General features: G+C 73.5%; 12 protein-coding genes. 5 read left to right on the top strand and 7 right to left on the bottom strand.

The features are described from left to right. Positions 1-23 precede the first annotated feature (23 nt). From GSY65_RS01905 to GSY65_RS01895, 3 genes are all read right to left on the bottom strand, one after another. Positions 24-689: an SDR family NAD(P)-dependent oxidoreductase gene (locus GSY65_RS01905; protein ID WP_159765627.1), complete on the bottom strand. Its 666-nt coding sequence runs from the start codon at positions 687-689 to the stop codon at positions 24-26. A 170-nt stretch (positions 690-859) separates the two neighbouring features. Next, on the bottom strand, positions 860-2,017 hold the full coding sequence (locus GSY65_RS01900; RefSeq protein ID WP_159765626.1) for an MFS transporter: 1,158 nt from the start codon (positions 2,015-2,017) through the stop codon (positions 860-862). Between the two features lie 105 nt (positions 2,018-2,122). Continuing rightward, entirely contained in the window at positions 2,123-2,800 is a 678-nt protein-coding gene (locus tag GSY65_RS01895) for a class I SAM-dependent methyltransferase (RefSeq protein ID WP_159765625.1), read from the bottom strand. 125 nt (positions 2,801-2,925) lie between these two features. On the opposite strand from GSY65_RS01895, the gene pgm reads away from it, so the two are divergent. Further along, on the top strand, positions 2,926-4,566 hold the full coding sequence (gene pgm, locus GSY65_RS01890; protein WP_159765624.1) for a phosphoglucomutase (alpha-D-glucose-1,6-bisphosphate-dependent): 1,641 nt from the start codon (positions 2,926-2,928) through the stop codon (positions 4,564-4,566). 298 nt (positions 4,567-4,864) lie between these two features. On the opposite strand, the gene GSY65_RS01885 is transcribed toward pgm, so the two are convergent. The 3 genes from GSY65_RS01885 to GSY65_RS01875 form a co-directional block, all read right to left on the bottom strand. After that, entirely contained in the window at positions 4,865-5,707 is an 843-nt protein-coding gene (locus tag GSY65_RS01885) for a hypothetical protein (protein WP_159765623.1), read from the bottom strand. Positions 5,708-6,006: 299 nt separating this feature from the next. Beyond that, positions 6,007-7,200 (bottom strand): PP2C family protein-serine/threonine phosphatase, encoded by a 1,194-nt coding sequence (locus GSY65_RS01880; RefSeq protein ID WP_328707476.1) that lies wholly within the window; start codon positions 7,198-7,200, stop codon positions 6,007-6,009. A 374-nt stretch (positions 7,201-7,574) separates the two neighbouring features. Continuing rightward, complete coding sequence (locus GSY65_RS01875; RefSeq protein ID WP_159775527.1) at positions 7,575-7,844, bottom strand: WhiB family transcriptional regulator; 270 nt, start codon at positions 7,842-7,844, stop codon at positions 7,575-7,577. A gap of 390 nt (positions 7,845-8,234) precedes the next feature. Between GSY65_RS01875 and GSY65_RS01870 the strand changes: the two genes are divergently transcribed. The 3 genes from GSY65_RS01870 to GSY65_RS01860 all read left to right on the top strand — a co-directional run bounded on the left by GSY65_RS01870 (position 8,235) and on the right by GSY65_RS01860 (position 10,127). Beyond that, the gene (locus GSY65_RS01870; RefSeq protein ID WP_159765622.1) at positions 8,235-8,696 is read left to right on the top strand and encodes an SRPBCC family protein; all 462 of its coding nucleotides are present in this window, start codon (positions 8,235-8,237) and stop codon (positions 8,694-8,696) included. Between the two features lie 217 nt (positions 8,697-8,913). Then, positions 8,914-9,489, top strand: coding sequence for a hypothetical protein (locus GSY65_RS01865; RefSeq protein ID WP_236579658.1), 576 nt, complete (start codon positions 8,914-8,916; stop codon positions 9,487-9,489). 5 nt (positions 9,490-9,494) lie between these two features. Further along, the gene (locus tag GSY65_RS01860) at positions 9,495-10,127 is read left to right on the top strand and encodes a vitamin K epoxide reductase family protein (protein ID WP_236580172.1); all 633 of its coding nucleotides are present in this window, start codon (positions 9,495-9,497) and stop codon (positions 10,125-10,127) included. 50 nt (positions 10,128-10,177) lie between these two features. Here the strand turns inward: GSY65_RS01860 and GSY65_RS01855 are convergent, their stop codons facing one another. Next, positions 10,178-11,893 carry a SulP family inorganic anion transporter gene (locus GSY65_RS01855; RefSeq protein ID WP_159765620.1) on the bottom strand — a complete coding sequence of 572 codons (1,716 nt, stop codon included), beginning with the start codon at positions 11,891-11,893 and terminating at the stop codon, positions 10,178-10,180. Positions 11,894-12,083: 190 nt separating this feature from the next. Here GSY65_RS01855 and GSY65_RS01850 point away from each other — a divergent pair, with 190 nt between their 5' ends. After that, positions 12,084-12,989: a universal stress protein gene (locus GSY65_RS01850; RefSeq protein WP_159765619.1), complete on the top strand. Its 906-nt coding sequence runs from the start codon at positions 12,084-12,086 to the stop codon at positions 12,987-12,989. The last annotated feature ends 30 nt before the right edge of the window (positions 12,990-13,019 follow it).

The following is a 13,019-nucleotide window of genomic DNA, read 5'->3' as shown; positions in this document are numbered from 1 at the left end:
CCATGCCCGCCCGGCGGGGCCGATCAGTCGGGCAGTGCCTCGGCGTAGTGGCGGAAGCCGTCGCGGTCGGTGTGCAGGGCGTACAGGCGCCGGGCCAGGGCGTCGGGGTTGCTGTGCTCGGAGTCGGGGTGGATGGCGCCGGGGACGATCAGCTGCGCGGCGTGGATGTTCTCCGGGGCGAGCGTGTCGTGGAGCATCCGCGCGTAGGCGCTCTCGGCGGCGAACGCGACGGACGTGCCGGCGCGTTCCGGGTGCGGGCGTACGGCACTGCCCCCGTTGACGAACAGGAGCGTGCCGCGGCCGAGTCGCCGCATGCCGGGCAGGACGGCGCGCACCGCGGTGACGGGGCCCTTGACGGAGAACGTGAGGGGCGCGTCGAGGTCGTCGGCGGTGGTGTCGAGGACCGGTTTCATGAAGTCGGCTCGGACGGCGGGGCTGTACTGGAGGATCTCGACGGGACCGAGGGCGTCGGCGGCGGCCCGCAGGGCCGTGGCCAGCGAGGCGGGGTCCAGCGCGTCGGCGGTGAAACCGCGGGCCTGGACGCCGTCCCGCGCGAGTTCTGAGGTCAGGGCGTCGAGGTGTTCGGCGCCCCGCGCGATGAGGGCGACGGTGTGACCGGCGGTGCCGAAGCGGCGGGCGGCGGCCAGTCCGAGGCCGGAACCGGCGCCGATCAGGGCGAAGGTCGTCATGGTGCGTCCTTGCGAGGAGTGGGGAACGGGGGAGGTCCGCCGCACGAGTGTGACCGATGCGCCCGGCCGTCTCCTCGCCCGGCCGCGATCCGGGTGCCCCGGCCATGGCCGGGCCGCCACGCTCAGCGCACCCCGCCCGCCTCCGGCGCGGTCACCGGGCGGCGCAGGAGTTACAGGCCCGCGGCCGACACCAGGAGAGCCATGCAGGCGATGAACACCAGACCGGCGTTCTCCAGGCCGATCGACTCCGTCAGCAGACCCATCCCGATGACCGGCAGGGAGATGCCCGTGTACGCCACCACGAAGAGCGCGGAGATCGCGGCCGCGCGACGGTCCGGCTCGGCGGCACGCGCCACGGCCGACAGCGCCCCTCGAAACGCCAGCCCCTGCCCGGTGCCGCCGACGAGCGCGCTCAGGACGACCAGCGCCAGCGACTCCCACCACAGCGCACCCGCCAGCAGTGCCAGACCGGTCAGGAGCGCGGCACACCCCAGCGGCAGCGACCGGCCGACCCCGACCCGGCCGACGGCCAACTGCCCGCCGGTGGACGCGAAGAACGCCAGCGCGACGACCAGACCGCTCACCGCGTGGTCGCGCACGTCCAGGGACTGGGCGAGGAAGGCCGGACTGACCGACGTGAACACCCCGAACAGCGCGAATCCCACGAAGGACGCGGTCCCCGCCGGCGCGAACACCGCCCGGACCCCCGGGGTCAGCCCCGGCCGCTCGGGCCGTACGGTGCGCAGCGGCCGTCGCTCCCGCACGGTCTCCGGAAGCCGCAGCAGCACGACGGCTGAGCAGGCCACCAGGGCGAGGTGGACGGCGAACGGCAGATACAGCGGCCAGGCGGCGTACTCGGCGAGCACCCCCGCCAGCAGCGGACCGCAGCCGAGGCCGCCCATGTTCGCGGCGGTCGCCACGAACGTCGCACGCGAGGCACCGCCGGGCGGCGCCAGCTCCATGACGTACGCCGTGGCGGCCCCGGTGAAGAGGCCCGCCGACAGGCCCGACAGCAGTCGTCCCGCGTAGAGCCAGCCCATCGCGGTGGCGCACAGGAAGCAGACGGCGCTCGCCGCCGCGAACCCCAGCCCCCACAGCAGCACCGGCCGGCGGCCCACGGCGTCCGAGACGTTGCCCGCCAGAAGCAGGACCCCGATGACCCCGACGGCGTAGACCGCGTAGACGACGGTGACGGTCAGCTCGGAGAAGCCGAACTTCTCCTGGTAGAGGCCGTAGAGAGGGGTCGGCAGCGTCGTGCCGACCATGCACACGGCGAACACCGCCCCACCGAGCAGGCACCGCCGCCACCCGCCGAGATCACTGCGCATACCGCCGACGGTAGCCGCCGCCACCGGCGCACGCGCCCCGGCACGGTCCGCCCCCGCGCGCCGCTCGGCGGACCGGGGCGGCCGCTCCGGTCCCGCGCCCTCGGGTCAGTGGTCGGTCCCGTCGCGCCGGCAGTGCAGGAAGAGGTGCGGCTCGGGGCCGGCGCCGGGGTGGTCCGGGGTGAAGAGGGCGCTGCGCCGGGACAGCACCGTCAGGCCCGCCCCCTCCACCAGGGCGACGACGTCGTCCTCGGCGAAGCTGGTCGCCCGGACCGGCCGGCCCATGAAGACCACCTCGACGTCCTCGACGTCCGCCGGCACGGTGGCCAGCACCAGATGCCCGCCGGGCCGCAGGGCCCTGGCCAGTCGCCGCAGCAGGGCCGACTGCTCGGCGCGGGTCATCTGCAGCAGCGAGAAGAACACGCACACACCGTCGAACGAGCCCGCCTCCAGCGGGAGGTCACGCACGTCCGCGCGGCGGAACTCGGCCTCGGGGACCTGGCGCCGGGCGAGCTCCACCATGACGGGGGAGACATCGACCCCCAGCACCGAGTGCCCCGCCTCCACCAGCGCCGCCGCGGTGGGCCGCCCGGTGCCGCTGCCCACGTCCAGCGTCCGCGCGCCGGGAGGCAGCCGCTCGATCAGCCACTCCAACGCCGCCAGATGCGCCGGGGCTTGGGCGAACGCCCTCTCGTAGTCGGCGCCCAGGGCGTCGAACAGCACAGCGGCGGGCGGCCGTTGGTGCTCCTGCGTCACGTCGGTGTCCCTTCGATGGCCGACCCGCATCGTCGCACTCGCGGGACGTGCGCCACAACGTCCGCCACGACGTCCGCCCCGTGCGCGTCCCGGTGCGTCCGGCAGGGGAGAATGAGGGCCGTACCCAACGGTCGAACCTTGCGGAGGAGCGGGACATGCAGGACGCGCGAGCGGGGCAGGTCGCCGGACCCGGCGACCTCGTCGATGTGGCCCGCCTGGTCACGGCGTACTACGCGCTGCACCCGGACCCGGCCGAGCCCGGGCAGCGGGTGGCGTTCGGCACTTCGGGACACCGCGGCTCGTCCCTCGCGGCGGCGTTCAACGAGGACCATATCGCCGCCACCAGCCAGGCCATCTGCGAGTACCGGGCCGCCCAGGGCACCGACGGCCCCCTCTTCCTCGGGGCAGACACGCACGCCCTGTCCGAGCCGGCGCGGGTCACGGCGCTGGAGGTGTTCGCCGCCAACGACGTCACCGTCCTCATCGACCAGGCCGACGGCTACACGCCCACCCCGGCCGTCTCGCACGCCATCCTCACCCACAACCGCGGCCGCACCTCGGCCCTCGCAGACGGCGTGGTGGTCACCCCCTCGCACAACCCGCCCGCCGACGGCGGCTTCAAGTACAACCCGCCCAGCGGCGGCCCCGCCGGTTCCGAGGCGACCTCCTGGATCCAGGACCGCGCCAACGAGATCATCGCCGGCGGCATGAAGGACGTACGGCGCATCCCGTACGCCCGCGCCCTCGCCGCCCCCGGCACCGGCCGCCACGACTTCCTCGGCGCGTACGTCGCCGACCTGCCGCACGTGCTGGACCTGGACGCGATCCGCTCCGCCGGTGTGCGCATCGGAGCCGACCCGCTGGGCGGCGCCTCCGTCGCCTACTGGGGCCGGATCGCCGAACAGCACCGGCTCGACCTGACGGTGGTGAACCCGCTCACCGACCCCACCTGGCGCTTCATGACGCTGGACTGGGACGGCAAGATCCGCATGGACTGCTCCTCGCCGTACGCCATGGCCTCGCTCATCGAGCGGCGCGACCGGTTCGACATCTCCACCGGCAACGACGCCGACGCCGACCGGCACGGCATCGTCACCCCGGACGGCGGCCTGATGAACCCCAACCACTATCTGGCCGTGGCGATCGCCTACCTGTTCGCGCACCGGGAGCAGTGGCCGGCCGCTGCCGGGATCGGCAAGACCCTCGTGTCGTCCAGCATGATCGACCGGGTCGCGGCGGACGTCGGCCGGCAACTGGTCGAAGTCCCCGTCGGCTTCAAATGGTTCGTGGACGGCTTGTCCGACGGCACGCTCGGCTTCGGCGGCGAGGAGTCGGCGGGCGCGTCGTTCCTGCGCCGCGACGGCTCCGTGTGGACCACCGACAAGGACGGCATCATCCTGGCGCTGCTCGCCGCAGAGATCACGGCCGTCACCGGCCGGAGCCCGTCGCAGCACTACGCCGGGCTCACCGAACGCTTCGGCGCCCCCGCCTACGCGCGCGTCGACGCCCCCGCGTCCCGCGAGGAGAAGGCACTGCTCGCGAAGCTGTCGCCGCGTCAGGTCACCGCCGACACGCTCGCCGGGGAACCGGTCACCGCGGTCCTCACCGAGGCCCCCGGCAACGGCGCGGCCCTCGGCGGCATCAAGGTGGCCACCGCCAACGCCTGGTTCGCGGCACGCCCCTCCGGCACCGAGGACGTCTACAAGATCTACGCCGAGTCCTTCCACGGCCCCGACCACCTGACCCGGATCCAGGAGGAGGCCAGGTCCGTGGTCCTGAACGCCCTGAAGGCGTAGGGGCTCGCTCCCTCCCACCGGCCGGTGATCCGGCGGTGCCCGAGGCCGGAGTCCGAGGCGTTGCTGGTCGGAGAACGGCCGGTGCCGTCGCCCGCGTGGCGGTGAACACCACGACGCGGCGCGGCACCGGCACTAGTGCCGCGGCAGGTGACGTCTGCCCGTCGAGGAGCGGCGTTTGGTGCGTGCTCGCGGCGTGCCGGGCGCACGTCCTCGTACGGGACGTACCCGGGCTTGTTCCCGATGCGGCGGGAGTGCGTGCCGGAGCGTCGCGACGGGGCGAACGTTGCCCGTCGCGGCACTAGGGACGTTCGACGTGCTGGAGGAGGCCGCCGGCCAGGAAGCAGAGGGCGCCGGTGAGGGTGCCCCAGTTGGAGATGTCGGTGTTGACCGGGCTGCCGGTGGCCGGGCGGATGTAGGCGGCGATCGCCGAGACCATGAACAGGACGGAGCCGAGTTGGTTCACGGCGACGATCCACCATCCGAGGTCGCGCGGCAGGAGCCGCGGCCGGCCGTGGCAGACCTCGACGAGGGCGAGGTGCCCTGAGATCAGGAAGAGCGTGCAGCCGATCACGTCGGGTGTCCAGATCAGACGGTTGATCTGCTGCACGGTCAGGCCCTGCATGAAGGAGTCGAGCAGGTTGACCGCGAACACCAGGGTCCCGGCGAACAGGACGAACGTGCTCAGCCAGTCCGCCCGTGCCGGCTCGTAGCTCCACCATCGCCAGCGCTGGGTGACCAGGGTCCCTTCGCCGCCCGGCACATGGCGCGGCGCGTTGATCACCTGGAGCAGGGACACATAGCCGCCGGTGTTGAAGAACAGGCCGCCGACGAAGTAGATCGTCGCGCAGGTGGTGGCGTCGCCGGAGCGGAACTGGGCGACGGTGGCGCCCACCGCGAAGAGCGCTCCGCCGAGGACGAAGGCGGTGGCGGCGATCGCGTTGAGTCCGCGCAACCGGGCGACCGCGGTGTCGTCGGCACTGGCGCGACGGGCGGCGGGCGCTCCGGGCGGGTGGACGGTGATGAGTCCGCGGCGCCGGGCGAGCCGGGACTCCCAGACCGCGACACCGCCGCCGGGCGGCTCCCAGGTAAGCCGCGTGACGAAGGGTCCGGCGCCCTCGGCGTGCTGCTCGCGCCGTCTCATGCGGGCGGGACGAGGGCCGTGGTCCCGTTGCCGTCGGTCCCGTCCGTGGGCGGGCGGGAACCTCCCGCTTCCCTCATGGCGTCTCCCCGGGTCGCTGCGGTCCGGGCGCCGTCGACCACGGATCCCCGGCGCCCCCTCGACTCTGCCAGAGCCGGCGGGAGACGGCCCGGCGTCGGAGCACCTGTACGTCCGATCAGCGGATGACCGGCCTCGATCCGAACCGCGTGCCGGATGTCCCCTCGGGGCCCGCGCCGGCCCTGCGAAAATGTCCGACCGGATCACTGTGGATCACTGCCGGCTCACTGCGGCGGCGTGCTGCCGTGCCATTCGCAGCACAGGACCGTGGCGTCGTCGGCCAGGAAACCGTCGTGGTAGTCGAGGACCGCGTGGATCAGCCGGCGCAGTGTCTCCGGCAGCGGCACGTCGTCCGCGTGGTGGCGGACGACGAAGTCGACGAACCGGTCGCGGCCGAACTCGTGCCCTCCGGTGTCGCGTGCCTCGGTGATGCCGTCGGTGTAGAACAGCACCCGGTCGCCCGGTTCCAGCTGCTCCCGGCAGACCGTGGCGGACAGCTCCAGGTCCGTGCCGAGGGGATGGGTGGGCGGACAGGCCAGGGGGGTGACCCAGCGCCCGCCCCGGATGAGGACGGGCACAGGGTGCCCGTAGTTGACCCAGCTCAGGTATCCGGAGCTGAGGTGGAGGTCGGCGAGGATGCCGGTGGCGTAGCGGCTGTGCTGGAACTGTTCGAGGAGCGCCGCCTCGATCGCGCTGCCCGCCTCGGACAGCCCGGCTCCCCGGCGGCGGTGGCTGCGGCAGGTGGCGATGGCCAGGTTCGCGGTGAGCCCCGCGGCGGTGTCGTGTCCCATCGCGTCGAAGATGGTCATATGGACGACGTCCGAGGCCAGGGCGTAGTCGAAGGCGTCCCCGGCGGTGTCGTACGCCGGTTCCATCGCGGCCGCGACGGTCACCCGGCCGTCGGAGAACGTCTGCGGCGGCATCAGGGTCCACTGCATCTCCGCGGAGGGGCTCATCCGCCGGGTGCGGGTGAGGCGGGCGTAGGAGTCGCTGCAGCTGCGTATGGACACCAGCATCAGTCCCAGCAGGGAGGCCAGGTCCTGCATCGCCTCCTGGTCCGGGTCGGCGGTGGTGACGTCGACGCGCAGGACCCCGAGGCGTTCGGTGCCGTCCACGACGGGGATCCAGTGCCGCCCGCGTCCGTCGGACACCCCGCCGCCCAGCCCCTTCTGGAAGGCCCGGCCCGCCAGGGTGCCGTCGACGCGGAGTTCCTCGCCGCCGTCCCCGGCGTCCACGCCCCGGCCGGTGACCTCCCGCAGCACGTCCTGCTGCAGATCGGCCAGAAAGATACTGGTCCGGCCGAGTCCGGCGCGCTCCGCGTGGGTGGCGACCAGGGCGGACAGCTTCTCGAACGTCGTCAGATGGCTGGCCCGGGTGAGCGCCACGAGCATGCGCGCCGGGTCCTCGTACACCGTCACACCACGCCCCATCGAACGGGGACTGCCCGGTTCCGTCCGTCGACCTCGTTCGTTCACGGTGGTCAGGAACGGCTGACGGCTGACGAAGACGAGAAGCCCGAATGGCTGTTACGGCCAGCCTACGGCAGCGCATCGGACGGGACGCCGGACGGCGGCGCGGGCGTACGCCGACGTCACGACCGTGCGCCGGCCCGCACGCCCGGCCCCCGCGCCAGGTCCATGTGTCCGGCCCGTGCGCGGTGCGCGTGCGCCGGTCAAAGGGTGCGTCCCACAGGCGCCGAGTGTCACCGCCAGCCCGCTCCACGCCCGTCGGTTTCACGCCGACCCGCTTCACGCCGCCCGCGCCACGCCCGTTCGCTTCACGCCCGTCCGCTTCACGCCGACCCGGTGACGCCGAGCGCCGACTCCCCCTGGACGCCGCCCCGGCGCAGTCCGCGCCGTTCCTCCTCGCACGTACCGCCCCACACGCCCTGCGCGCCCGTCGCCTGGAGCGCCCACGACAGACAGGGGTGGATCACCGGGCAGCGCCGGCAGACCGCCTTCGCCCTGGCCTGCTGATCCCGCAGGGCCGCCCCGGTGACGGCCACCGGGAAGAAGAGTTCCGGATCCTCGTGGGCACATGCCGCGTCCCGCCACCAGTCCATGGCTGCCGCCTTCCCGTCCGCGTCGGCGACCAGCGGGTCGGTCCCGCCATCGGCGGCCACCGCCGCCACCGATGCCCCGGCGTCCGCTGGCCCCCTGCCAGCCGAGTGCGCTGTCCCACCGGGGGAGCCCGACCTCGTCGCGAAGCAGACACACCGCGCGGCCCCCATTTTCACGCCAAATCCGGCGTTCGCAACCGTGACGACGTGACCTTTTGCGAACCACCTCCGGTGCCGGGCGTCCGGACGCCGCGGTCCCGACCGTCCTGGACGAGATCAGGTGACGGCATCGGTCGTAGGCGAGTGCTTCACGGGTACCCGGTCGCGGTGCAGAGGCCATGGCCGGCGTCGCGACGGTCCGGCCGGGGCGAAACCACAGCGAGGAGATCTCAGATGAGCACGGTCAAGGAAGCGGTGGAGGTCGAGGTCCCCGTCCACACCGCCTACAACCAGTGGACCCAGTTCGAGGAGTTCCCGCAGTTCATGGAGGGGGTCGAGGAGGTTCGGCAGCTCGACGACCGCCACAACCACTGGGTGACCAAGGTCGGTGGGACGCGGCGCGAGTTCGACACCGAGATCGTCGACCAGCTTCCGGACGAGCGGATCACCTGGCGCACGACCACGGGTGACACCAAGCAGAAGGGCACGGTCCACTTCGAGCGCCTGGACGACACGCACACCCGGGTGGAGCTCGTCATGGACGTCGAGCCCAGCGGCCCCGTCGAGAAGGCGGGCGACATGCTGGGCATGGTCGACCGGCGTGTGAAGGGTGACATGCGGCGCTTCAAGGAGTACATGGAGAAGCGCGGCGGCGAGTCCGGAGCCTGGCGTGGCCGCATCCGGCCCGGCGCGTGACCCCGCTGCGCCCCTCAGACGCGTCCTTGTCGGCGCCGACCGCGGAACAGGCGGCCGGCGCCGACGTCTGCGCGCGTCACCAGGGCGGAAACGCCCTGCCCGTGGGTCCGTTCGGCCCTACCCCCGGGCCGTCGGGACGGGCTTCACTGCGTGCCATCGGTTGCCGAGGCGGAAGGACACGCATGTCCGGCAAGAGGACGGCTGGGGAGGGCGAGCGGTGATCGTCGCGGTGGGGCACGCGGATCTGACCGCGCCCGCGCTGGAGTTGGTGCAGGTCGAACTGCGAGGCCACCTGGACCGGCTGAGCGACGGTGCCACCGGGCTCGTGCGAGCCGGGGCCGGGGTGCCCGTGGCGTTCGGGCGGGCGGTGCGCGCGGCGGGCAGGAGACTGGTGGTGCTGCTGCCGACCGAGCGTGCCGTACCCGCCGTCCTGCCCGAGCCCGATCGGTCGGGTGCCGCGGAACTGCTGACGCTGGCCGAGGAGGTCCGGCTGCTGGGCTTCGACCCCGCCGACCGCGACGCCCGCGTCAGCGCCGACGAACGTGTCGTCGCCGCCGGCCGGCGGGTGTTCGCGGTCTGGGACGGCTCGCCCTCCGACGGCAGGGACGCCACCGCTCACCTGGTCGCGTTCGCCCGGTCCCGCGGCATCCCCGTCGAGGTCGTCTGGCCGGCCGGGGCCGCCCGCAGGACGAGGCCGGCGGACACCCACGGCGCGCCGGCCGACGCGGCGGGCATCAGGCCCGCGGCCATGTCCCGCGCGGGTGCCGCCGCGGTGAAGGGCGGTGCGAGGTGAGCACGCTGCGGCTCGCGGCCGGCGAGGGCGCCCCGCGACACGGTCACGACACGCGCACGGGGGCACGGCCCGCCTTCGCCTGGCTCCTCGTGATCACCGGAGCGCTCGGACTCCTCGGCTCCTTCGTCATCACCGTCGACAAGTTCCGGCTGCTGGAGAACGCCTCGTACGTGCCCCCGTGCAGTCTCAGTCCGGTGGTGTCCTGCACGAGCGTGATGCGCAGCGAACAGGCGGCCGTGTTCGGCTTCCCCAACCCGGTGATCGGCCTGATCGCGTTCGGCGTCGTCACCGGCATCGGGTTCGGGCTGCTGGCGGGGGCCCACTACCGGCGCTGGTACTGGCTCGGCCTCAACGCCGGCACCCTCGGCGGGGTCGTCTTCAGCATGTGGCTGATGACGCAGGCGCTCTACGACATCGGCGCGCTCTGCCTGTGGTGCATGCTCGTGTGGGCCGCCACCATCGCCATGTTCTGGTACACGACCGTCCACAACCTCCGCCACGGCATCATCCGCGCACCGCGCCCCCTCGTCGCCGCGGCATGGGAGTTCCACTGGGTGGTGCCGGTGACCTGGTACGCCCTGATCGGGATGCTCGTCGCGACCCGGTTCTGGACCTACTGGCTGACCCTGCTCTCCTGACCGCGCCGGGCCGCCCGCGGCCCCGCGCCGTCCTGAACACGACGTCGTTCTCAGCCCCCGTCGCCGCCCCACTGCCGGTACGCGGCCACGGCCGTCGGGAGCGTGGGGAAGATCCGGTCGGCGCCGACGGACTCCGTGAGGCCGTAGGCCCTCAGGTCGCTCATCAGGTCCTGCTTGACACGGGCGAGCGCGAAGACGACGCCCCGCCGGGTCAGCTCACGCCGCAATTCGTCCACGGCGTCCAGGGCGGTGATGTCGACCTCCACGTTCGCCTCCGCGTTGAGGACGAACCAGCGCACGGGGTCCTTCTGCTCGTCCACCGCGGCCAGGGCACGACGGCGGAAGTCCTCCGCGTTGGCGAAGAACAGCGGGGAGTCGTAGCGGTACACCAGCAGGCCGGGGATGGTCCGGGCGGTCGGGTAGTCGTCGATGTCGTGCATGCCCGCCACCCCGGGCACCAGCCCCTGGACGGCGTCGTGCGGGCGGGCCACCCGCGTCAGCAGCTCCGCGATCGACAGGCCGACGGCGACCAGCACCCCGTACAGGATGCCGAGGACCAGGACCCCGGCGAGGCAGCCGAGGGCCAGCAGCAGCTCCCGCCGGCGGAACGACGCGAGCCTGCGGAACCCCGCCAGGTCGACCATGCGGACGGCCGCGTACACGACGAGCACGCCCAGCACGGCCCTCGGCGTGCGGGACAGCAGCGGGCTGAGGAAGAGCAGAACCGCCAGCACGGCCGCCCCGGCGACCAACGAGTACGCCTGGCTGCGGGCACCCCCGGAGGACGCCAGCGCGGTACGGCTGGCGCTGCTGCTCACCGGGAAGCCACTCAGCGCGCCCGCCCCGAGGTTGGCGGCGCCCAGGGCGAGGAACTCCTGGTCGGCGTCGAGCGTCTCCTCGCCGTCGCGGCCGGCGAAGGCCCGTGCGGTGAGGATGAAGTCGGTGTAGGCGACCAGCAGCACACCCAGCGCGGGCAGCACCAGCCGGGGCAGCTCGCCCAGGTCCGGCGCGGAGAACCCGGGCAGCCCGACCGGCACGTCACCGATCACCTCGATGCCGAACCGGTCGTCCAGCCCGAGGACGGCGACGGACGCCGTGCCCAGGACCAGGACCAGCAGAGGACCGGGAACGGCCCGGACGTACCGGGCGACGGTGAACAGGACGACCAGCGCCACCGCGGAGAACACGGCGGTCGCCACGTGCAGCTCCGGCAGGTTCCCCAGGAACGACCACACCTGCGCGAAGAACGCGGACCCCGCCGTGTCGATCCCGGTGAGCTTCGGCAGCTGGTCCACCGTCATGATCAGCGCGACGCCCGCCAGATAACCGATCAGCACCGGCCGGGACAGCAGGTCCGCGACGAAGCCCAGGCGCGCCAGGCGCGCCCCCACGCACAGCAGGCCCACCGTGATCGCGAGCGTCGCCGCCAGGGTCGCGTACCGGTCCGGGTCCCCGGCGGCGAGGGGAGCCACCACTGTCGCCGTCATCAGCGCCGTCGTCGACTCCGGTCCCACCGACAGCAGCCGGGACGAGCCGAGCAGCGCGTAGGCGGCCAGGGCGGGCAGGATCGCCCACAGCCCGACGACCGGCGGCAGCCCCGCCACCCCCGCGTAAGCCATCACCTGGGGCACCAGATACGCGGCGACGGTGACCCCGGCCAGGACGTCGCCCTTCAGCCACGCCCGCCGGTAGCCGAGGAGCGTGCCGAGCCCGGGGGCCACGCGCCGCCACCCCGGAACGTGCTCTCCGCCCGCGCCCTGGACCATGGGCCTCCCTCCACCGCGTGGGGATCAGCATCCACCGAGGAGCGGCCCGCGCGCGAGCCACATCGCGGGTCCGCGCACCGGACCGGTCGCGTCAGGGACGTTCGGCCCCTGCCGGGGACCTGCGGCCCCTCCACCACCGGCCCCCGTGGCACGACGCTGGGAGCACACCCCCCGTTCAGGAGGCAGAAAGATGGTGAACACCGTTGTCGTAGGGCTCGACGGGTCGGCCGAGAGCCGGGCCGCCGCCGAGTGGGCGGCCCGCGAGGCGAAGCTGCGGAACCTGCCGCTGACCCTCCTCCACGTCTGGGAACCGGTACCCGACCCCGTCGCCCAGGCACCGCTGCTCGCCGCCGAGACGCTCCAGCACTGGAGCGAGCGGATACCGCGCGAGGAGGCCGAAGGGCTGCGGCTGCGGCATCCCGGCGTGGACGTCACCGTGGAACAGGTCAGGGGCCGGCCCGGCGAGGTCCTGACCCGCGCGGCGCAGGACGCCGCCCTGCTCGTCCTCGGCTCCCGGGGGCTCAGCGGCATCGGCGGCTTCCTGGTGGGCTCCGTCGGTCAGATGGTCGTCGCGCACGCCGAACAGCCGGTCGTCCTCGTCCGCGCCGGGGAACAGGCCGCCGACGAGCACCAGGCCGACCCGGTCGGCATCCCGTCGGCCGCCACCCCCTTCCGGCCCGTCGTCCTCGGCCTCGACACCGAGAACCCGCACGACACCGTCATCGAGTTCGCCTTCGACGCGGCCGCCCGGCGGGAGACCTCCCTGCGGGTCGTCAACGGCTGGAACCCGCCGCCGTACTACGCCTACGCCCTGCCCGCCGACCCGGAACTCGGCCCCGAGCTGCGCACCAACCAGGTCACCGCCCTGACCGAGGTCCTCAGGCCGTGGCAGGTGAAGTTCCCCGACATCGACGTCACCGAGGTGTGCCGCTGGGGCAACGCCGCCCACCCCCTCGTCGAAGCCTCCCGCGAGGCGTCCCTCGTGGTCGTCGGCCGCCGCGTCCGGCGCAGCCCGGTCGGCGCGCACATCGGCCCGGTCACCCACGCGGTCCTGCACCACTCGGCCGCCCCCGTGGCCGTGATCGCCCACCCCTGACGGGGCACCCGCGCTCCGCGCATCCCGAGG

The organism is Streptomyces sp. HM190, assembly GCF_009857135.1.
GTDB classification, from domain to species: domain Bacteria; phylum Actinomycetota; class Actinomycetes; order Streptomycetales; family Streptomycetaceae; genus Streptomyces; species Streptomyces heilongjiangensis.
Note: the sequence above shows the minus strand (reverse complement) of the source record. Positions and strands in the feature narration are given on the sequence as shown.

What these genes read in the sequence shown, in the direction of transcription:
- GSY65_RS01875 (WP_159775527.1), bottom strand. Translation starts at nt 7,844, where the DNA reads ATGGACTGGTGGCGGGACGCGGCATGTGCCCACGAGGATCCGGAACTC.
- pgm (WP_159765624.1), top strand. Translation starts at nt 2,926, where the DNA reads ATGCAGGACGCGCGAGCGGGGCAGGTCGCCGGACCCGGCGACCTCGTC.
- GSY65_RS01870 (WP_159765622.1), top strand. Translation starts at nt 8,235, where the DNA reads ATGAGCACGGTCAAGGAAGCGGTGGAGGTCGAGGTCCCCGTCCACACC.
- GSY65_RS01855 (WP_159765620.1), bottom strand. Translation starts at nt 11,893, where the DNA reads ATGGTCCAGGGCGCGGGCGGAGAGCACGTTCCGGGGTGGCGGCGCGTG.
- GSY65_RS01900 (WP_159765626.1), bottom strand. Translation starts at nt 2,017, where the DNA reads ATGCGCAGTGATCTCGGCGGGTGGCGGCGGTGCCTGCTCGGTGGGGCG.
- GSY65_RS01850 (WP_159765619.1), top strand. Translation starts at nt 12,084, where the DNA reads ATGGTGAACACCGTTGTCGTAGGGCTCGACGGGTCGGCCGAGAGCCGG.
- GSY65_RS01895 (WP_159765625.1), bottom strand. Translation starts at nt 2,800, where the DNA reads ATGCGGGTCGGCCATCGAAGGGACACCGACGTGACGCAGGAGCACCAA.
- GSY65_RS01905 (WP_159765627.1), bottom strand. Translation starts at nt 689, where the DNA reads ATGACGACCTTCGCCCTGATCGGCGCCGGTTCCGGCCTCGGACTGGCC.
- GSY65_RS01885 (WP_159765623.1), bottom strand. Translation starts at nt 5,707, where the DNA reads ATGAGACGGCGCGAGCAGCACGCCGAGGGCGCCGGACCCTTCGTCACG.